Source organism: Bradyrhizobium sp. LB14.3 (genome assembly GCF_040547985.1).
GTDB lineage: Bacteria > Pseudomonadota > Alphaproteobacteria > Rhizobiales > Xanthobacteraceae > Bradyrhizobium.
In genome coordinates this window covers 257,737-277,412 of the sequence record NZ_JBEPQT010000001.1, presented here as the reverse complement: position 1 = coordinate 277,412, position 19,676 = coordinate 257,737, and the positions used below count along the sequence as shown (strand labels likewise).

Genomic DNA, 19,676 nt, shown 5'->3' with positions numbered 1-19,676 from the left:
TGGTCACTCTGCCGCGTCAGCAAACGTCTGTTTGGTCGGAAACTGGCTCCACTCTTCGCCGTCCAACTCGCGGCCGCCTGACTTCGGACGTAATCCGCCCCACTGTTTGAAAAAGAATGCGACATCATTTTCGAGACACTGATCGCGCACCTCACGAACCCAATCCGGATTCATGGGTCTGGCTCGGGGGCCGCTTTCACCGCCGGCGATCACCCAGTCGATACCGGTGAGATCAACCTTTCCGATGCGACCGATTAACGGTTCGATGGACAAAAACCTGATGCTCGCGGGGGCCTCTTGGAGATGGCGCAAACGGCTCATCCTCGTTCCATCCTCGATGGAGACGCCAAACCAGATGTGGCTAGGGCTCCGGTCATTGCCATAGCGGCGCTTGAGGAAATTGCGCATCAATGACGAACGTTTGGTCAATACCTGGTAGGTATGCCAGTCGGCTTTCTCCATTGTGTCGCATACGCGAGAAACAAACGATGAGGGGACCTCCTTATGGAAGAGATCACTCATCGAATTGACGAAAATCATTCGAGGCTCGCGCCAGCGCAGCGGCTGTTCGAGACGTTCGGGTCGCAGGGTTAGGTCAAAGCCGGTCTCGAAGGGGTGTCCGGGCGTGCCGCGAAAACGTTCGGAGAAACGCTCTGCATAGCAATTATCGCAGCCGGCGCTTATCTTAGTGCACCCGGTGACGGGATTCCAGGTGGCATCCGTCCATTCGATTGTCGTCGTATTTGCCATGGCTAAACCTTGAATCGAGGAGTGATCTTAACACAGTTAAAGGTAGATCGAGCATTGGTTTTTCGTCGTACGAATCTTTGACGAACATTCCTAGCCTTCGCGTCCAGCGTGTCGAAGTGCAGGTCTGAGATGTAGATATCGCGAATATTTTTTAATCGGGACTTCTCCTCGCGGGATGGGGCCGCCGGGATGGCCGGCTTCGTCGCCGCGGCCGGCCGGGAGAGTGAAGGTCTGGTTCTGACTGCGTACGCAGTTGGGCAGATCGGATTCGCCCACTAGATACTCGACGATCAGGTACAGAACGCCATTGGCGCATTGCACCTTTGCCCCGGCAGGTCAGTATCTGAGCGCTAAGGATCGTGCGGCACAAGTTGTCGAACAGCGAAGCCAGACGATCAGGTCGGCGATGTCGGTCTCGCTGCGCATTCTGTAAACCCGCTCGTGGGCGAACGCCCTCAGTCCGGATAGCTGAGGATCATTTTCAACAGTTTCGGAAATCGCGCATTGATGTCCTCCTCGCGCAGGACATTGCGGTGCTGGACGCCTTGCTTGGACGTCCGGATCAGGCCGGCCTCGCGCAGGATGCGGAAATGGTTCGACAGGGTCGACTTCGCCATGTCGGGGCAAGGCGCCGCCTCGGTGCACGACATGCAATCGCTCTGCGCGGCCAGGCTTTTGACGATGCGCAGCCGCATAGGATCCGCGAGCGCGCCAAGCACCCCGGACAGTGAAATCTCGCTCCGCGGCGGGTGAACGAACTGCACCATGCCCAAAATATAGCACCTCCCTTGAATTTCTTCAATAGTTCATTAGTATCGAACTATTGAATATCGGCGTCCGCCGGATCATGGAGATATGCGATGACCAAGAGACTCGAAGGAAAAGTTGCGCTCGTGACCGGCGCATCCAAAGGCATCGGTGCCGAAATCTCCGCCCGGCTCGCGGCCGAGGGTGCGGCGGTCGCCGTCAATTACAGCTCCAGCAAGCAGGCCGCCGACCGCGTCGTCGCCGCCATTGTCGCCAAGGGCGGCAAAGCGGTCGCCGTCCACGGCAATCTGGCCGATGCCAAGGATGTCAAAAGCGTGGTCGCGGAAACCGTGAAGGCGTTCGGTGCGATCGATATCCTCGTCAACAACGCGGGCGTTTACGAGTTCGCACCGCTCGAGGCCATCACGCCTGAGCATTTCCACAAGCATTTCGACCTCAATGTGCTTGGCCTGCTGCTGGTCTCTGGTGAAGCGTCGAAGCACTTCAACCCCAATGGTGGAAGCATCATCAACATCAGCTCCGGCGTATCGACCATCGCGCCGGCGAACACCGCCGTCTATACCGCGACGAAAGCATCGGTGGATGCGATCTCCTCCGTGCTGTCGAAGGAGCTGGCGCCGCGCAAGATCCGCGTCAATGCCGTCAATCCGGGCATGATCGCCACCGAAGGCGTCGTCTCGGCCGGCCTGCACGAAGGTGACATGCGCAACTGGATCGAATCCACGACCCCGCTCGGCCGCATCGGCAAGGTCGAGGAGATCGCCGCCGCGGTGGCCTTCTTCGCTTCGGACGAAGCCTCTTACATCACGGGCGAGACACTTCACGTCACCGGCGGCCTTCGCTGAATTTGTCGGCTTACATGAGGAAATGGCCCGTCTCGCGCGGGCCATTTTTTTGTTTGGAGCTCAAGGCAGCTCAGAACTGCGTAATTGCCTTCCCGTCGGCCCCGACCAGGCCCGACGGCGCCTCCCCGAACACCAGCCCCTCCGGCTGAAACTTGAGGTGATGACAGCCATTCTGTCGCGTCGAATGTGTCCGATGATCAGGGTCTGTGCGGACAAACCATCGTCAGATAAAGCAGCGTCGGCGCCTTGTCCTCGCCATCGCGATACTCCCACTCCAGCCGGATCTCATGCCGGTGCGCGTAGGCGTCGCTCGCCTTGTGTGTGACGATCTTCGTCTTCATCGGGATCGGCGGCTCGGAGTTGAAGCATTTCCGGACGCAGGCATCGAGCAGATCGCATCGCGTCAAGGGGATGACGCCCGGCTCGTCGTCGGACAAGCGGATCGTGTTGGGCTGGGTGCTGAGGTCGACGCGAGCCCGGCCCTTTTCCTTGTGCCAGTACGCCGCGCTCCCATCTGGCCATCTGTCTGGCGGCGTCAAAATCAGGTGGTATTGGCCGTATTCGAGCGTCGGCAGGTGGATGTCCGGGGACGCCTTGAGGATGTCCACGCTCCGCTGCATGTTTTCCAGCGGGAAATAATTGTCGTTCATCAAATCTTTGAATGAAGCCCCGGTATAAGTTCTTGAGCCCATCGCCTTTTCCCTCAATATGTTCTTGGCTTTATGTTCTTGGCTTTGCGAAAATACGTACAACTCCAGCACGCCGGTCAGCTTGGCCAATCCTCGCGCCGTCGAAATATGTGCCCCGTCTTTGTTGGGATTTGCTTACGCTACCATTCAGGACTGTGTTTCGTCCAGATCGCCAACCGCACCGTGCCCCGCTCACGGTGAGGAGCGAGCGCGATTGCCAAGCGGTTTTCGACAGGTATTCTTATCGAGAGTTGCTCGCGGATTCTGGTCGACAGAATGGCCGCGACCTTTGAGGCGCAGGAATGAATTGCTTCACGTGTCAGTCTGCGATCGGTCCGGACGATAGCTGGTGCTCCAGATGCGGGGCCGCGGTGCGTCAGCGGGTCGACCCCGACAGCGAACGTCGATTTGTGACGATTCTTCGTGCCGATGTCATAGACTCCACAGGTCTTGTTGCCGAATTGGAGCCGGAGGAGGCTGTCTCGCGCCTCGAGCCGGCACTGGCGGCCATGAGGGCCGCAGTACGCCAGTTTGGCGGCATCGTCAGCAAGGAACTGGGAGACGGGCTGGCTGCAGTCTTTGGCGCTCCGATCGCCGACGACAACCATGCGCCCCTTGCCTGCCATGCGGCGATCGAGCTTGTCCGGCGCGTCGGCAGTTTGGGGGATCCCGGGCTCCAGGTCCGGGTCGGTCTCCACTCCGGCCATGTCGTTGCCTACATGGTCGCCAGCGAATTTTCCAAGGTCTACGAGATCGGCGGCGCCGCCCAGCATCTGGCCGCGCGGCTGGAGACGGCAGCCGAGGCGAACCAGATCTACGTGTCCGAAGCCTGCCAGAAGCTTGCGGACGGGCATGTCCGCTTTGATTTTCTTGGCCGCAAGACTCTGCGCGGTTTCAACGAAGCTCTGCCGGTCTATCGGATCATTGGAGCGAGCGATCTTTCGAGCTGGCGGGTGCGACGCGCTCGTAGCATCTCCCGGTTTGTCGATCGGACGACGGAGCGGGCGCTGCTGTGGCGCGCTGCGGAGAAGGTTGTCACAAGCGGGCAGACTGTTCTGCTGATGGGTGATGCGGGCATAGGAAAGTCGCGGCTTGCGCACGAGTTTGCGCAGGGCCTCAGGGCTGACGGCTGGCGGTTGCTCGACGTCGAGTGCAGCCCAAATCTTCAGGGCGCGCCATTTAGCACCCTGAAGCGACTGGTGCTTTCCCTCCTGGAGGCAGTCTCCAAGGACTCAGATCGCCTGGCAGACCCTCGAAGGGAATTGTCGCCGGTCCATCAGTTTGCAATCGACGCGGTGCTGGATTTGTCCATTTCCGATCCGCGTTGGAGCGAATTGGAGCCCTACGCGCGGGGACGGGCGATTTCGGAGGCAAGCTGCGCAATCCTGGAAGGCGTAGCCCGCCATAACGGCACCGTTCTTCTCATCGAGGATCTGCACTGGGTTGATCGAGCCAGCGACACGGTTATTGCCGCCATAGCGTCGCTGCAGGTGCCGAATCTGTTCGTTTTCCTCACGAGCAGGCCGAACGGAATGCCGGAATGGATCGCGCGTTGTCATGCAGAAGTGATCGCGATGCGGCCATTGGATAATGAATCCGGAATGGCCATGTTGGCCGACATGCTCGGCACGTCCGTGACGAATGCAGGCTTGAAGAACCGGATCATCTCTCACACGGCCAACGTTCCGCTGTTCATCGAGGAGGTCTGCCGTGGTCTGAAGGATAACGGCACACTTCGCGGCCAGTGGGGTGATCTGGCCCTGGTGCGTCCTATAGAAGAGCTGGGTATCCCCACAAGTATCCAAGGTGTGATTGCGGCGCGACTCGATCGGGTGTCGAGGCAGGAGCGCCTGGTTTTGCAGGTCGCTGCCGCATTGGGGCCGCGATCGAGCGAAGCCGTCGTGCGGAGAGTCTCGGACTTGCCCGAAGACGCCCTGCGGGACTGCCTTGCAGCGCTCGATCGGGCCGAGCTGCTGGTCAAGATCGATAGCGACATCGCGGACTCGCTTGAGTTTCGACACGAGATGGTTCGCCAGGTGACCTACGAGTCGATGGTCGAAAAGGTCCGCGAGAGCGTACATGCGCGCGTTCTTGCGGCATTCGAGAGCGACGAAATATTGAGAGATGATCCTGACGCCCTCTGTTACCACGCAATGCGTGCCAAGGACTGGCCCAAGGCGTTCGACTACGGAAGGAGCGCCGCACAGAAGTGTCTTTTGCGCTCGGCATATGCAGACGCGGTCGACTACTTCCGGACCGCGATGAGTTCACTCGATAAGACGCCAATAACGAGTTCGAGGGAGACGAATGCCATTGATCTCCGGATGGAGGCGCGCATGGCGTTCATCTGGTCCGGTCGGGTTGCCGAGTGGGTCGATCTGGGAAAGGAAGCTGACCAACGGGCCAGCGAGATCGATGATGTCGGCAGAAGGGTTGCCGCCAAGACGGTCATGGCGGGTGGGCAGAACTTCTATGGGACGCCTACGGAGGCCGTTACTCTTGGCGAGGAGGTCGTTGGTCTTGCCGAAGAGTCCGGCAACCCGGGTTGGCGCAACCTTGCGCAATACAATCTCGGGCAGGCCTATTTTCTTGCCGGGCGCTATCGCGAGGCGGAGCGGACTATCGCGCGAGCCCGTGCCCATCTCATGGGGCCGGAAGCGAGTGCGCCTTTCGGAACTCCCCCCAAATACACACTCCTTCTCTGCTGCATGATGAAGAGCTTCACCCACACCGTCATGGGCGAGCTCGATGCCGCCGACCAGCTCCAGCAACAGGCCGCGGCGATCGCGGAGGAGACGGGCCGGCCCTACGACCGTGTCGCCGCTGCCTATAGCGGCGGCTGGCTGAAGCTCGGCCGTAACGAGCCGGCGGCGGCTGCGGCCATTCTCGAAGACGGTTTTGTGCTTGCGCAAAAACACGGCATCCGGCTGTTCGTGCCGGTGCTCGGCTGTCACCTCGGCATGGCCTATCTGGAGCAGGGGCTGTTCGACCGGGCGCGCGGCATGCTGACCGAAGCGCGCGAGGAGGCGAGGGCGGTCGGCTATACCTCGGCGGTGCTGCGCAGCTCGATCTATCTTGCGCTCGCCACCCACCGCCTCGGCGACGTCCAGGCCGCGCAGAACATGCTGCGCGAGGCGCGCAACACGGCGCGGCAGCAGGGGTTTTCCGGCCTGGAAGCCGAGGCTCTGTTCGGCGAGGCCGTGGTGACGCCGCCGTCGAATGCAGAGGCCAGGGCGGCCATCCTTGCGGCCCTGCGCGCGACCATCGCGATCGCCACTGAGAGCGGCGCGCTGCCGCTCCAGCACAAGGCCAAGGCGATGCTGAACGAGATGCTGGCGCGGGACGACGAGCTAATCTGAACCCTGCTCCCGGTTGGATCGGCCGCCGCAGCCGAAATCTGCCCGACGCGTCAAATAAATCCCGCAGGCGACGCAAGGGTTTAGCTACTGTGCATGGGGTTGTTCTCGCCTTTTTTTGAAGGGTCTCCCATGGTGCAACGCAGAGACGGCACGCTTGTGCGGCCCGCTTTGATGAAAGCCTCTTGCGCGCACAGCAAGGTCGGCTACCGTCCGCCCTAGCCGCAGGGGCAGGCGACATTTCGATTCAAGTTTTTTAGCATCCGATTTTTCGGCGCCGCGACGGCGCGACGCCCACCGAACGAGGCGGGGCCATGATCACACGGGACCAGTCAGCGCTGCTTGCGCCGGTCGAGCGCGATTTGCGGCTCGATCTCTTCCGCGGCATCGGATTGTGGATGATCTTCCTCGACCACATCCCGCACGACGTCGTGGCCTGGCTGACCTTGCGCAATTACGGCTTCAGCGACGCCGCGGAGTTCTTCGTCTTCATCTCCGGCTATCTGGTCGGCTGGATCTACGGCCCGATCGTCGCAGGCGGCTGGTTTCTCGCCGCGCTGAAGCGGCTGTGGCGGCGCGCGGCCGAGATGTATGTCGCTCACATCATGCTGTTCCTGCTGTTCACGGCGCAGATCGCCCGGACCGCGCGCCGCTTCGACAATCCGATGTACGAGCACGAGTTCAACGTGTTCAATTTCCTGTCGCATCCGGACGAGCTGATCGGCCAGGCGATCCTCTTGAAATACAAGCCGGTCAATCTTGACGTGCTGCCGCTCTACATCACGCTGGTGTTCGCCGCGCCCTTCATCGTCTGGTGCCTGGTGCGCCGGCCGAACCTGACGCTCGCGGCGTCCGTGCTGCTTTATGCGCTGTCGCGCTGGTTCGACTGGAACGTCGCCTCCTATCCGCCCGGTACGACCTGGTACTTCAACCCGTTCTGCTGGCAGCTGATGTTCGTGTTCGCGGCCTGGTGCGGCATCGGCCAGATCGACAAGGTCGCGACATGGGTGTGGTCGAAAGCGGCGATGGGGCTGGCCGCGGCCTGGCTCGCCTTCGCGCTGCTGATCGTGATGACCTGGCATGTCCCTGCGCTCGAAGCCCTGGTCCCGAAATGGATGATCAAGGCGATCTACCCGATCGACAAGACCGATCTCGACATGCTGCGCTTCACGCATTTCCTGGCGCTGGCGATGTGGGTGACGCATTTCGTCTCGCGCAAATGGCGGGCGCTGCACGGGCTTTGGCTGCGGCCCGTCATCCTGTGTGGCCGGCATTCGCTGCCGATCTTCTGCCTGGGCGTATTCCTGTCGTTCTCGGCGCACTGGATCCTGACGCAATACACCAAGGGCGTCTGGGAGCAGCTCGCGGTCTCCGCCGTCGGCATCATCATCATGATCGCAGCCGCCTGGCTGCTCGACCGGGCCAGACGAGTGCCGAACCTGTTCGTGAAGGTGACGGAGGTCGAGGAGGCCGACGCCACATTGCAGACCGCGCCGGCGGCAACTGCCGGTCGTTGAGCATCGCCAGCCTGCATCTCGTGGAGAGGTTCATGTCCAGACGTTTGTTGACGATCGCCGGCGCCCTCCTGCTCCTGATCTGTGACGCAGCGGCCCAAGCACCCTCGCCGGAGGCGATGAGCGCGGCGCGCAAGCTCGTGGTCACCTTGAAGATCGCGGATCAATATCGCGCGCTGTTGCCGCAGCTTCTGCTCAAGCTCCGGCCCGTGGTCGCGCAGGACAGGCCGGAGATCGAGCGCGACTATGACGCGATGACGGCACCCGGCTCCGAGATCTACACCCCGGCCCTGACCTCGATGATCGACCAGGTCGCCGCCCTCTATGCCCAAGACTTCAGCATCGACGAGCTGCGCCAGATCGAGGCCTTCTATGCCCAGCCGGCCGGGAAGAAGTTTCTGGAGAAGTCGGACGCGCTGGCGCAGGCAAGCGCGCAGATCGGCCAGGATGTCAGCCAGAAGGCTGCCGACGAGTTGAAGCAGCGCCTGATCGAGGCGCTGCGCCAGAAGGGGCACAAGCTGTAGACAGCTCTCTCAGTGGATAGCCGCGTACATGATCCTCTCCTCCGTCGCGTCCTGCGCGGAGAATTCCTCCACAACCTTGCCCTGCCGTGAGACCAGGATCCGGTCGGACAGAGCCATGATCTCCGGCAAATAGGACGAGATGACCACGACCGCCTTGCCCTCGTCGGCAAGCTGGTTGATCAGCTCGTGGATCTCGACGATGGCGCCGACGTCGACGCCGCGCGTCGGCTCGTCGAAGATGATCAGGTCCGGCTCCTGCACCAGCGATTTTGCGATCACGACCTTCTGCTGATTGCCGCCGGAGAGCTCGACCACCTTGCCGTGGTCGCCGATGGCGCGCACCCCGAGTTTCTCGATCCAGCTCCTGCCGACCGTCTCGGTTTCCCGCCGGGACAGCATCATGCGGCCCTTGGGGAATTTCGACAGCAGGCCGAGATAAATGTTGCGCGCGATCGAGGACGTCTCGAAGAAGCCCTCGACCTTGCGGTCCTCGGTGACATAGGCGATGCCGGCCTTGACCGCCGGCGCCGGTACCCGGTAGCGCACCGGCTTGTCGTGCAGCAGGATTTCTCCGCCGTGGAAGAAGTCGCGCTTGAGCACGCCGGAGACGATCTTGAAGGTTTCGGTGCGCCCCGCGCCGACCAGGCCGAACACGCCGGTGATCTGTCCCGCGAACACCGACAGTGAATTGTTCTTCACCATCGGCGCCATCTTCAAATTCTGCACCGTGAGCACGCGCGCACCGGCCGGCCGCACGTTGCTTTTCCTTGCGCCGTAGAGCGTGTTGGAAAGGTCGCGTCCGACCATGGCCTGCACGATTGCGGCACGATCGAATCTTGCGGCGTCGTCGGTCACGACATGCTTGCCGTCGCGCAGGACCGTGATGCGGTCGGCGAGCAGCAGGGCCTCTTCGAGGGCGTGCGAGATGAAGATGATCGAGACGCCGCGCTTCTTGAGATCACGGACGAGGTCGAAGAAGTATTTCTTCTCTTCCGGCGTCAGCGATGCGGTCGGCTCGTCGAAGATGATGACCTTGGCGCGGTGCAGAACCGCGCGCGCGATCTCCACCATTTGCTTCTTGGCAGCTCCAAGGCCGCTCACGGTCGCAGTCGGCGTGACGTCGAAATTGAGCGATTGCAAGAACTGTTGTGCGGCGATGTAGATGCCGCGCAGCCGGTTGTAAAACTTCTCCTGCCCAAGAAACAGGTTCTGCGCGACCGTCATAGTCGGCACCAGGCTGTTCTCCTGGAACACCATGGCGATACCTAGATTGCGCGCCTCCAGCGGCGTCCTCGGTGCGACGTCGACGCCGTCAACCGTCATGGCGCCTGAGGTCAGCGTCACCACGCCCGCCATCACCTTGGTCAGGGTCGACTTGCCGGCGCCGTTCTCGCCGACCAGTGCGTGAATCTCGCCGCGGCGGAGGTCGAAGTCGACCCCGTCGATGGCGGGCACCCCAGCGTAGAGTTTTGTGGCCTTGCGCAGCGAGAGCATGATGTCGCTCATGAACCAAACTCCTCGGCAAGGCCGGCGAGGGGCAATCTCAGGACACGGCCCGGCCCCTTGGCGATCAGGACGAGATCGTCGCCCATCTCGATGGCCGCAACGACGCCGTGATTGACGCCGTCGACCCGGCTGTGCAGCGAGTAAAGCGGCTGGCCGTCGGCGTCGAGCCGGATGACTAGCCCATAGGAGCGCGGCGGCGCCCACGGCTTGATCACGCCCATGGTCTTGATATGCGCGCCCTGCATCGGCTCCTTGAACGAGAGGCCGGAGCGCAGGCGCGGCGCGACCCAGTACTCTGGATCGATTTCGGCCATCATGCGCCGCCGGTAGGCCGGCTCGCGCAGCACGAACTCGATGAGCTGGGTGCGCGCGGTGAAGGCCGTGAGCCAGTAGCCGCCGCCCGAGGCCTTCGCCAGCCGCGATGGATAGACGGGAAGGTGAGCAAGCATTGTCTGCGGTGCAGCGCCCGGCGTCACCAGGACGAGGCGGTGACGCCAGCTCTCGCTGACCAGCACGCCATGGCCATGCGCGCAAGCACCGAAGGCATGGCCGAGCCCTTGCGCAAGGGGCGTCACGGTTTTGCTGCCGGGATCCAGCCTGAACACGCGGCCGCTCCGGTTGAGCTCCATCAGGTCGCGCGCCCAGTCGTCCACGCCGCATGTCGCGGAGCCGTCAGTCGCAATGAGCGTATTGTCGTCCGCGAGCGCGAGCGCGTTGATGGCGTTGAAGGCGCTATCGGCAAACGTCGTGCCCGGCTGCTCGGCCGAAGCGTTTGCGTAGAGATGCACCTCGCGCCCTCCGAGCGCGACTGCGAGGCCGCCGCCGGGAAGAGTACACAGGGCCGAGATAGGCCGATCGAAGCTGCGGACCTCTGATGCCGAGACGCCATCCAGGCGCATCAAGCGCGGACCATCCGCAATGAAAAGCTTGCTTCCATCGGTGGCGATGTCCTCCGGCGCTTCGCAGGTCAGCAAGATCTCCGCCGATTCCAGCTTCTGGTTGGGCTTCAATGCGCCGTCAAAGGACGGCACGGTGATGGTGGCGTCGCCCCGCCCGAGAAAGCGGTTGGCGAACTCCCTTACAGCCGCGATCACGATTGCTTTCCCCACCTCTTGTCGTATTGAACGAAGTTCGGATCGGCGTTGTCGAGCTTGTAGCGGCCGATCCGGTTGTTGAGGATGCCGCCGAGATAGAGATAGCCGCGATGCTCGCGCATCGATGTGATCATCGGATGGTTTTCGCCGCGCAGATCCCAGAGCGATTCGACGATCTTGCCCTGCTCGTTGAACTTGACCACGCAGCCTGTGTTGATGTTGGGGAACAGCCACTCATCCACGGGCACGCGTTTGGCCATGCGTCGCCGGAAGCCAGGCATTTTCCAGGCGAGGTCGAGCGAGGGGCTGCGCATGCCGACCAGCGCCAGCCAGTAATTGCCATCCGAGGCCAGGTTGATGTTGTCAGGGTAGCCCGGCAAATTGTCCATCACCACCTCGATGGCATCTTTCTTCGGTCCCGCGAACCAATAGCGCTTGATCGAGCAGCCGAACGTTTCGGCAAACAGGATCGACTGGCCGTCGCTGGCGACGCAGATGCCGTTCGGGAATTTGAGGCCGCGCAGCTCCGTGCGTGTCGTGCCGGTCTTGGTGTCGTAAGAAATGATGCGTCCGTTGCCGCGCGCCTCGAGGCCGTCGATCGGCCATTCGTCCATCTCGTAGCGCACAGTCGCCTCCGAGAAGAAGATGAGGCCGTCGTCGGTGATGTCGAGATCGTCGGCGAGCCGCAGGCGGCTGTCGTCGTTGACCGAGCGCATGCTGCGGTTGGTCTCGTCGGTCACCTTTTCCACCGTACCGTCGGGCTTGACCCGATAGAGCCCCATGCCACCGATGCAGATGTAGAGGTTGTCCTCGCGATCGAAGGCCATGCCGAGCGGCTGGCCGCCGATATGGGCGAACACCTCCATCTTCTGATAGTCCGGTGCGAGAAAGCGGATGATGTCACCGTGGCGCGAACCCGCATAGAGATTGTCGTGGCGATCGAGGATGACGTCCTCGGGTGCCTCGATCCGTCCGAGGCCGATCAGCTCGACGTTACGCAGCTTGTCGTTCTGCTCGAACGGGCCGCCTTGCCCGATTTCGGTCGGTGGAGGCGGCGGCAGCGCGTGATAGGTGGGCGCGACATAGACTTTGCTGATGATGCGTGTGCGGTTCTTCTGCCAGCGGATATCGACCATGGCAGCGACAAGCAGGATACCGGCGAGCGCCATCCGGTTGACGCCGCCGCGCGCGTTCATGGTCGTCAGGCCGTTGGTGATCAGGAGTACGATCAGCACCCCGACGGCTGATTTAGCCACCGAGCCCTTGCCGCCGCCGAGCGTGATGCCGCCCAGCACCGTTGCGGTCACCACGATCACCTCAAGTCCGACGCCGATGTCGCCGCCGACGGTGCCGAGCCGGGACGCGAAGAACAGCGCGGCGATGCTGGTCAGCACACCGCTCGCGACGTAGCAGAGCGCAATGGTGCGGCGGACGGGAATGCCGGAATTGTAAGCCGAACGGCGCGAGCCGCCGATCGCGGTGATGTGCCAGCCCGGACGCAACCGCGTCATGAAGATATGACCGAAGATGGCGATCACGATATAGACGAGCGCCACGGTCGGAAAGCCGAAGACACTGCCGCCGCCGATGAAATCCCAGGACGGAATGTCGGGAAGGGACGACGCGATCGCGTTGGAATAGCGCTGGATCAGGAGATCGTAGGCCGAGCGGTAGATGATCAGCGTGATCAGCGTGGTGATGAAGGCCCGTAGCCGCAGATATCCGATCAGCACACCATTGACGGCACCAAGCAGCGCGCCGCAGAGCAGCGTCGCGGCGACCACCGCCGGCACCGGCCAGCCCAATACGTCGAGCAGATAGAGGGCGCAGAAATCTGTTAGCGCGAAGATTGAACCGACGGAAAGATCGATTCCGCCGACGATGACCACCAGCGCCAGCCCGAGCGCGATGAAGCCGATCTCTCCGGCCTGGCGCGCGGTGTCGGCGAGGCTCGCCGGCGACAGGAAATTGTCGATGGATCGGCTGAGCGCGAGGCCAATGATCAGGAGAAGGATCACCGGGATGGCTGTCTCGGTCCATCGCTTGGACAGAATTTCACCGAGCAGATGATCAGGCCAGTAGCGGTAACGTAGGCTCGTCAGGGTATCGCGCATCGGCATTCCAGGACCTTGCAAATTTCGAGCGACGTCCCGGGCGCGAAGCGGCCCGGGACGCTTGGGTCTGGTGTCGTGGGATTATTTCTTGAGGTCGCTGAGATTCCAGCAGGCCATCTGGCTATCGGCGTTCTCCTTGGTGATCGGAATCAACGTCGTGTATTCTGAGCCCTTGATCGAGCCGGGCTTGACGCCCGAGGACAGCAGCCATTTGATCGTGCCGGCCATCTGCGCGGCCTGGGTTGGTACGTCGTAGCTCATGTCGAGGTCGAACGCGCCTGATTTCACCAGCTCGCACGCGCCCTTGCGCTCGCCGCCGCCCGAGGTGGCGACGAACACCTTTCCGGTGAGGCCTGCTTCCTTGACGGCCGCCGCGGTGCCGATATCCATGCCGTCCCAGAAGCCGACGATGCCGCAGAGATCGGGATTCTGCTTCAGCACCGTTTGCGTGATCGCCTTGGCCTTGGCCGCGTCCCAATCGGCGGCTTGGCTGGACACCACCTTGACCTCGGGATGCTTGGCGAGGACGTTCTCGACGCCTTTCAGCGTATAGGCGCTCGCTGCCGCCGACAGCGCCCCCTGGATGATCGCAATCTTGTTCGACTTGCCCTCGCAGGCCTTGACCACGGCTTCGGTCTGGCGTTCGCCGATCTCGACCCAGTTGGCGCCGACGAAGGCCGAGCTCCGGTAGGCCGAGCCCATGTTGATCTGGATGACGTAGATGCCTTCGTTCTCGGCGCGCTGCAGCAGCTTGGCGTAGGTTTGCACGTCCGGATTTTGGACCACGATCACGGCCGGCTTCTCCGAGATCAGCGACGTGACGGCCTGCGCACCGGCATTGGTATTCCAGTTGGCATCGCGGATCACGAACTTGACGCCGAACGGCTCGAGCTCCTTCTTCAGGCCGGCATACCAGCCTTCGGTGAGGTCGAAGTTCATGGCGACCGGAACATAGGCCACGGTCTTGCCGGCCAGCGCCTCCTTGAACGGCTTCTGGAACGGCTCGTCCAGGCCCTGTTGGGCCAGGGCCGGTACGGTCATTGCCGCGAGACCCAGTGCGGCCACGGTCGCCTTTGTCGGGCTGCCGAAATGTTTCATTGCTTCCTCCTTGGTTATAGTTGTCGTTCTCGTTGGGTCGTTCAGATGTCGCCTTGCTGTGCCGTTTCTTCGTTGCGTGGATTCAAGAAAGAGTCCGTGATGACGGCGAGCAGCAGGACCACGCCCTTGATGAGATTCTGTCCGGCGTAGGAAATGTCCATGATGGTCATGCCGTTGAGCATCGTGCCGATCACGAGCGTGCCGATCACGACGTTCAGCACGCCGCCGCGGCCGCCGGATAGCCCGATGCCGCCAAGCACGACGACCAGGATGACGTCGTAGATGAGCGTCGAGTTGAAGATGCGGGTCGGCATTGAATTAACGGATGCGGCCATTACCAGACCGGCAAAGCAGCCGATCAGGGCGGCGACGACATATTGCAGCACGATGATCGGCCGGGAGGGAATGCCGGTGACACGCGCGGCGTAAGGGTTATCGCCGATTGCATAGATATAGGCTCCCCAGCGCGTCTGGCGCAGCAGGAAAGAGACTGCGATACAGGCGAGCGCGAACATCACGATTGATGTTGGAATGCCGAGGATGGTGCCTTGTCCGAGCCGCTCGAAGCCGTCCATGCCGGGGCTCCACTGCACGACGTCGAGCTGAAACAATGCGGTCTGCCCGAGCCCGGCGAGCAGCAGGCCGGTTGCGAGTGTCGCAAATAGCGAGGGGACCTCCGCATAGGCAATCAGCCAGCCGTTGATGAGGCCGAAGGCAATCGTGAGCAGCACTGCGGCCAGCAGCGAGGCAGGCAGCGAATGACCGTTCTGCACCATCTGCAGCACCAGCCCCGGCGGGACCGCGAGCGCTGCGATCAGCGAGATGTCGATGCCGCGGCCGATCACGACGATCGCCATGGCAAGGCCGAGTATGCCGAGCACCGCCACGTTCTGGAGCAGCGTCAGCATGTTGTCAGCGGTCAGAAAGCCGCGCAGGAAGATCGAAAAAACCAGGAACAGCAGCGCGAAGACGGCGAAGACGATCTCTTGCTGATTGAACCGAAAGCGTTTCATCCCCGTTTTGCCTTTCTTCGACTTCGGCCTCTGTGGGTCCGTCAGGACGATCGGGTCTCTATGCGATAGGTTTGTGGAAGCGTCGCCAGGCTTTCGGCAAGTACCTTAGCCCGTTCCTGATCATTGGAGTCCACCGAGATGTGGACGAGTGTGTTCAGCCTGGCGTCCCTCTCGACGAGAATGTTTGCCGCGGTATCCGGGCTGAAGATGCGGTCGAGCTCGGTCCTGACCTTCTCCCGAACGGCGAGGTCGCGAAGCGCGGGCTTGAAGATCTTCCCGACGGCGGTGACTGGCAGCGCTTCGAGCAGCACGACCCGCTTCGGCCGCGCAGGAGGTTCATTGACGTTGCGTTCGAGATGCTCGCGCAGCTGCGGCAGATCGATCGTCTGCCCCGGAGACGGCACCACGAAGAGAATCGGGACCTCGCCGGCATAGGCGTCCGGCATGCCGACGGCCGAGCTTATCTGCACGCCGGGGAAGGCGTTCGCGACATCCTCGATTGCGGCAGGGTCGATGTTGTGACCGCTGCGCACGATCAGGTCTTTCTCGCGGCCGGTCAGCACCAGGCGCTGATCCGGGGTTAGATATCCGACATCGCCGGTGACGATCCATTGGTCGTCGGTCAGCACGCCTTTGTTGTGCCGGGGGTCGATGTATCCGGGAAACACCTGCGGTCCGCTGACGAGGACGAGGCCGCTGGTGAGCGGCGGGCAGTCTTGCTTCAGGTCGGCATCGGCCAGAGAAACGATTCTGGTCCTCGCAAATGGCGCCCTGAATCCTACGCTGCCCTGTATGGGTGTCCCGCGGCCGGGATTGAACGCGATCGCTGCTGCGGTTTCCGTCATGCCATAGGTCTCGAACAAGGTAATCCCGGTTCGCGCCTGAAATCTCTCGCTGATGGCCTTCGGAGCCACGGCCCCGCCGGTGAGGGCCATTCGAACCGAGCTGATATCGGAGGATCCGATCGGCACCTCGGCAAGCGCGGCAATCGACGTCGGCACGCCGCTGACGATGGTTGCGCGGAAGCGCTCCACGGTGTGCCAATAATCGCGGATCGCATCCGGACTTCTGAGACCGTACGGCGAGGGAATGATGACATGGCCGCCGGCTGCGAGAATGGACAGACCGAGTGTCATCGTGCCGCCGACGTGAAACAGCGGAAAGCCATTCACGGCGGCATCTAGCTCGTCCAATCCGTGAACCTGCGCAAAGCTCCAGGCGGCATGGATCTGGTTTCCATGCGTCAGGCGCACGAGCTTCGGTCTTCCGGTCGTTCCGCCGGTGTGGAAGAGTGCGCATACGGCTTGGCGGTCTGTCGACGGCTGGAATTCGAGAATGTCCGGCGCACCTGCAATCGCCTCATCGAAGCTCAGAAAGTGGCCAATCGAGCGGCTATCCTTGCCAAGCACGAAAATCGTTCTGAGTGACGGGACGCGCTTCGCGACGTTAGTTGCTTTGGTCCAGATCGCGCGATCGGCCGCTTCGGAAGCAACGACCAGGACGGTTGCGTTCTGTGCCTCCAGCAGGTCGGCAATCGCATCTTCGTTCAGGAGAAAATTGATCGAGCTGGCGACGCCCGCGATTTGGGCGCCAAGCAGCGCCGGGAATAGCTGCGGAAGGATCGGACAGAGAAACGCGATCGTTCCGCCATTCCGGTTGATCCCGTGCGACCGGAACAGGTTTGCCGCGCGGGCGATTTCCGCGAGCAACTGCCGATGCGTCAGCGTGACGTCGCCCGGTTCGCGCGAGCCTTTGGTCAAAACCGTTAGCGCAGGCCGATCAGGATGCAGGCGCGCCGTTGCTTCGAAGAGATGATGGAGATTGCGGGCAGGAACGAGGGAATCGTAAGACCGCCGCTCCAGCGCTTCGATATCGGCGATGACCTTGATCGGTTGCGTGAACCGCGTCGTGATCGGCAACGCGCTGCTCACGGGCACCGCCATTCAAGCGGCACGGCAGATTGTGCAGCGGTTGATCTGACCTGATGCAAGCGAACGTTTCCCGCCTATTTCGTTGTCCGTTTTTTGTTCTTCATAGGCCACATGCCCGGAGGCGGCTTGCTCCGGAGCGCAAAGCTTTTGCTTCTCCGCGCAAACCGGTCTTGCGTGCAGACGGCGGCCATCTAGAATCTCTTTGCCTGGCCGACTTGTGCGATGCACAAACGACGTTCATCCTGGCCTCGCAATGGATGGGCCGACGATGAACCTGGTATTTTCGACAGACGATCTGGAGCCGTCCAAGCGCTACGCCGCGTGGCAAGGCGCTATTTGCGATGTCTACGTCCATGTCGACGTGAATGCCGAGGAGCGATCCGACTACCACGGCTTTATTCGCGAGGCGCGGTTCGGCGCAGTTACGATGACAGACGTACTGCTGTCCGAACAGCGCATATCCCGACGCGAGCGGCATATCGCGAAGCTCGACAAGGATTGCTACTACGTCGAGTTCGTCCAGCAGGGCCGGGTCAACGTCCTCCAGGCCGGCCAGACCCTGCTCTCGAATCCCGGTATGGGCGCGATCTTCTCGGCCTCGGAGGCCTATGATCTGGAGTGCATCGGCAAGGTGCGATCGCTCTACCTCGAGATTCCGCGCCAGGAATTCTCGGCGCGCTTCAGCGACGGGCGCCTGCCTGTCGTCACGACGATGGCGACGAGCCGGGGCCTCGGACGGATTGCCGCCGAGTTCTGCGCCACGCTCGCGGCGCAAGGAGGTCCGCTGGATGAGACCGTAAGGACCCGGCTCGGCGGTGAGCTGATGGACGTGCTGGCGCTCGCGCTCGACATGGGCGACCGGGACGAATTCTCGGAGGATGCCGGCGCGCAGCAGGCCCGTCTGCGCTCGGTCAAAGCCTGGATCGAGACGCACCTCACGGACGCGGACCTGTCGCTCGAGAAGGTCGCAAAGAACAACGGCGTCTCGCTCAGGCATCTGCATTATCTCTTCCGGCTCACCGATGTCTCGGTGTCCGAATGGATTTTGGATCGCCGGCTGCAGCGCTGTTACGACGTCCTGACCCGTCCCGAGTTGCGCTCCCTGTCGATCACCGAAGTTGCCTATCAGTTGGGATTCAGCAGCTCGTCGTACTTCAGCACGGTCTTTCGTAGGAAATTCGGGCACAGCCCATCCGACTTGCGACGGCGCTAAAGGACCTGCACCGCGCGAGGCGATGCAGGTCGGTCGTTGCGAAAGCATTACTTCACCAGCGGGCAACCGCCGTCCTTGAGTGGACGGAAGGCCTGGTCGGCAGGCACCTCGGCGAGCAGCTTGTAATAGTCCCAAGGCCCTTTCGATTCCTCGGGCTTCTTCACCTGGAACAGGTACGTGCTGTGCACCATGCGGCCGTCCTCGCGTAAGACGCCGTTGTCCGTGAAGGCGTCCTTCACCGGCAGCTCGCGCATCTTGGCCATCACCGTCTTGGTGTCCTTTGTGCCTGCGGCCTGCACCGCCTTCAGGTAATGCAGCGTCGCGCTGTAGGTCGCTGCCTGGTTCATCGTCGGCATGCGCTTGACGCGCTCCATGAAGCGCTTGCCGAAGGCGCGGGTCTTGTCGTTGAGGTCCCAGTAATAGGCCTCGGTGATGATCAGTCCCTGCGCGAGCTTTAGCCCTAAGCTGTGCACGTCGGAGATGAACATCACGATCGCAGCCAGGTTCTGGCCGCCGGCGACGATGCCGAATTCACCGGCCTGCTTGATTGCGTTGATGGTGTCGCCGCCGCCGTTCGCCAGCCCGATGATCTTGGCCTTGGAGGCCTGGGCTTGGAGCAGGAAGGATGAGAAGTCCGCGGTGTTGAGCGGATGCTTGACGCTGCCGAGCACCTTGCCGCCGGCGGCCCTCACGACGTCGCCGGTGTCGCGTTCGATCGAATGGCCGAATACATAGTCGGCGGTGAGGAAGAACCAGCTGTCGCCGCCGTTCTTGACGATGGCGCTGCCGACCGTGTGCGCGTTGGAATAAGTGTCGTAGGTCCAGTGCGCAGTGTAGGGCGAGCAGGACTTTCCGGTAATGTCGGAGCTCGCGGCATCCGTCACGATCATGATCTTCTCGTATTGCTTCGACAGCTCCATCACCGCGAGCGCAGTGGCCGATGTCGGCAGGTCGATGATCATGTCGACGCCTTCGGTCTCCCACCATTTTCGCGCGATGGTCGAGGCGACGTCGGGCTTGTTCAGCACATCGGCAGAGACCATGTCGATCGGCTTGCCGAACATCTGCCCGCCAAAATCCTCGATCGCCATTTTGGTGGCCTCGACATTCCCCTGGCCTCCGATGTCGGAATAGACCGAGGAGAAGTCGGACAGCACGCCGATCTTGAGCGGCGCCTGCTGGGCGGAGGTGGGGGTGATCAGGGCAGCCGACAGCAAGCCGGCCGCAGACACGAATGCTGCGATAGGTCTCATGGATACGT

General features: G+C 62.0%; 15 protein-coding genes. 5 read left to right on the top strand and 10 right to left on the bottom strand.

The genetic code is table 11. The annotated features are described in order from the left end of the window. Positions 1-3 precede the first annotated feature (3 nt). A complete protein-coding gene (locus ABIB00_RS01315; RefSeq protein ID WP_354103114.1) occupies positions 4-750 on the bottom strand; it encodes a DUF5131 family protein in 747 nt (248 codons plus the stop codon). Between the two features lie 455 nt (positions 751-1,205). After that, a complete protein-coding gene (locus ABIB00_RS01310) occupies positions 1,206-1,517 on the bottom strand; it encodes an ArsR/SmtB family transcription factor (protein ID WP_354103113.1) in 312 nt (103 codons plus the stop codon). A gap of 93 nt (positions 1,518-1,610) precedes the next feature. Between ABIB00_RS01310 and ABIB00_RS01305 the strand changes: the two genes are divergently transcribed. Beyond that, positions 1,611-2,363, top strand: coding sequence for an SDR family NAD(P)-dependent oxidoreductase (locus ABIB00_RS01305; RefSeq protein WP_354103112.1), 753 nt, complete (start codon positions 1,611-1,613; stop codon positions 2,361-2,363). 197 nt (positions 2,364-2,560) lie between these two features. Here ABIB00_RS01305 and ABIB00_RS01300 read toward each other — a convergent pair whose 3' ends face one another. Then, complete coding sequence (locus ABIB00_RS01300) at positions 2,561-3,055, bottom strand: hypothetical protein (protein WP_354103401.1); 495 nt, start codon at positions 3,053-3,055, stop codon at positions 2,561-2,563. Between the two features lie 299 nt (positions 3,056-3,354). On the opposite strand from ABIB00_RS01300, the gene ABIB00_RS01295 reads away from it, so the two are divergent. The 3 genes from ABIB00_RS01295 to ABIB00_RS01285 all read left to right on the top strand — a co-directional run bounded on the left by ABIB00_RS01295 (position 3,355) and on the right by ABIB00_RS01285 (position 8,446). Beyond that, entirely contained in the window at positions 3,355-6,411 is a 3,057-nt protein-coding gene (locus ABIB00_RS01295) for an ATP-binding protein (protein ID WP_354103111.1), read from the top strand. A gap of 311 nt (positions 6,412-6,722) precedes the next feature. Continuing rightward, the gene (locus tag ABIB00_RS01290) at positions 6,723-7,925 is read left to right on the top strand and encodes an OpgC domain-containing protein (protein ID WP_354103110.1); all 1,203 of its coding nucleotides are present in this window, start codon (positions 6,723-6,725) and stop codon (positions 7,923-7,925) included. A gap of 32 nt (positions 7,926-7,957) precedes the next feature. Beyond that, entirely contained in the window at positions 7,958-8,446 is a 489-nt protein-coding gene (locus tag ABIB00_RS01285) for a DUF2059 domain-containing protein (protein WP_354103109.1), read from the top strand. A gap of 9 nt (positions 8,447-8,455) precedes the next feature. Here ABIB00_RS01285 and ABIB00_RS01280 read toward each other — a convergent pair whose 3' ends face one another. The 6 genes from ABIB00_RS01280 to ABIB00_RS01255 form a co-directional block, all read right to left on the bottom strand. After that, positions 8,456-9,952 (bottom strand): sugar ABC transporter ATP-binding protein, encoded by a 1,497-nt coding sequence (locus ABIB00_RS01280; RefSeq protein WP_354103108.1) that lies wholly within the window; start codon positions 9,950-9,952, stop codon positions 8,456-8,458. Beyond that, complete coding sequence (locus ABIB00_RS01275; RefSeq protein WP_354103107.1) at positions 9,949-11,046, bottom strand: NHL repeat-containing protein; 1,098 nt, start codon at positions 11,044-11,046, stop codon at positions 9,949-9,951. Before ABIB00_RS01275 ends, ABIB00_RS01280 begins: the two co-directional genes overlap by 4 nt. Beyond that, complete coding sequence (locus ABIB00_RS01270) at positions 11,043-13,166, bottom strand: ABC transporter permease (RefSeq protein ID WP_354103106.1); 2,124 nt, start codon at positions 13,164-13,166, stop codon at positions 11,043-11,045. The genes ABIB00_RS01275 and ABIB00_RS01270 overlap by 4 nt, the downstream gene beginning before the upstream one ends. A gap of 75 nt (positions 13,167-13,241) precedes the next feature. Continuing rightward, positions 13,242-14,258, bottom strand: a complete 1,017-nt coding sequence (locus ABIB00_RS01265) for a sugar ABC transporter substrate-binding protein (RefSeq protein ID WP_354103105.1) — start codon at positions 14,256-14,258, stop codon at positions 13,242-13,244. 41 nt (positions 14,259-14,299) lie between these two features. Beyond that, on the bottom strand, positions 14,300-15,271 hold the full coding sequence (locus tag ABIB00_RS01260) for an ABC transporter permease (RefSeq protein ID WP_247344060.1): 972 nt from the start codon (positions 15,269-15,271) through the stop codon (positions 14,300-14,302). Positions 15,272-15,312: 41 nt separating this feature from the next. Next, positions 15,313-17,202 (bottom strand): AMP-binding protein, encoded by a 1,890-nt coding sequence (locus ABIB00_RS01255; RefSeq protein ID WP_354103104.1) that lies wholly within the window; start codon positions 17,200-17,202, stop codon positions 15,313-15,315. 268 nt (positions 17,203-17,470) lie between these two features. Between ABIB00_RS01255 and ABIB00_RS01250 the strand changes: the two genes are divergently transcribed. Next, the gene (locus ABIB00_RS01250) at positions 17,471-18,415 is read left to right on the top strand and encodes a helix-turn-helix domain-containing protein (protein WP_247344054.1); all 945 of its coding nucleotides are present in this window, start codon (positions 17,471-17,473) and stop codon (positions 18,413-18,415) included. Between the two features lie 47 nt (positions 18,416-18,462). Here the strand turns inward: ABIB00_RS01250 and ABIB00_RS01245 are convergent, their stop codons facing one another. After that, the gene (locus ABIB00_RS01245; RefSeq protein ID WP_354103103.1) at positions 18,463-19,668 is read right to left on the bottom strand and encodes an ABC transporter substrate-binding protein; all 1,206 of its coding nucleotides are present in this window, start codon (positions 19,666-19,668) and stop codon (positions 18,463-18,465) included. Positions 19,669-19,676 lie beyond the last annotated feature (8 nt).

What these genes read in the sequence shown, in the direction of transcription:
- ABIB00_RS01280 (WP_354103108.1), bottom strand. Translation starts at nt 9,952, where the DNA reads ATGAGCGACATCATGCTCTCGCTGCGCAAGGCCACAAAACTCTACGCT.
- ABIB00_RS01270 (WP_354103106.1), bottom strand. Translation starts at nt 13,166, where the DNA reads ATGCCGATGCGCGATACCCTGACGAGCCTACGTTACCGCTACTGGCCT.
- ABIB00_RS01290 (WP_354103110.1), top strand. Translation starts at nt 6,723, where the DNA reads ATGATCACACGGGACCAGTCAGCGCTGCTTGCGCCGGTCGAGCGCGAT.
- ABIB00_RS01260 (WP_247344060.1), bottom strand. Translation starts at nt 15,271, where the DNA reads ATGAAACGCTTTCGGTTCAATCAGCAAGAGATCGTCTTCGCCGTCTTC.
- ABIB00_RS01295 (WP_354103111.1), top strand. Translation starts at nt 3,355, where the DNA reads ATGAATTGCTTCACGTGTCAGTCTGCGATCGGTCCGGACGATAGCTGG.
- ABIB00_RS01245 (WP_354103103.1), bottom strand. Translation starts at nt 19,668, where the DNA reads ATGAGACCTATCGCAGCATTCGTGTCTGCGGCCGGCTTGCTGTCGGCT.
- ABIB00_RS01285 (WP_354103109.1), top strand. Translation starts at nt 7,958, where the DNA reads ATGTCCAGACGTTTGTTGACGATCGCCGGCGCCCTCCTGCTCCTGATC.
- ABIB00_RS01305 (WP_354103112.1), top strand. Translation starts at nt 1,611, where the DNA reads ATGACCAAGAGACTCGAAGGAAAAGTTGCGCTCGTGACCGGCGCATCC.
- ABIB00_RS01265 (WP_354103105.1), bottom strand. Translation starts at nt 14,258, where the DNA reads ATGAAACATTTCGGCAGCCCGACAAAGGCGACCGTGGCCGCACTGGGT.
- ABIB00_RS01250 (WP_247344054.1), top strand. Translation starts at nt 17,471, where the DNA reads ATGAACCTGGTATTTTCGACAGACGATCTGGAGCCGTCCAAGCGCTAC.
- ABIB00_RS01315 (WP_354103114.1), bottom strand. Translation starts at nt 750, where the DNA reads ATGGCAAATACGACGACAATCGAATGGACGGATGCCACCTGGAATCCC.
- ABIB00_RS01300 (WP_354103401.1), bottom strand. Translation starts at nt 3,055, where the DNA reads ATGGGCTCAAGAACTTATACCGGGGCTTCATTCAAAGATTTGATGAAC.
- ABIB00_RS01310 (WP_354103113.1), bottom strand. Translation starts at nt 1,517, where the DNA reads ATGGTGCAGTTCGTTCACCCGCCGCGGAGCGAGATTTCACTGTCCGGG.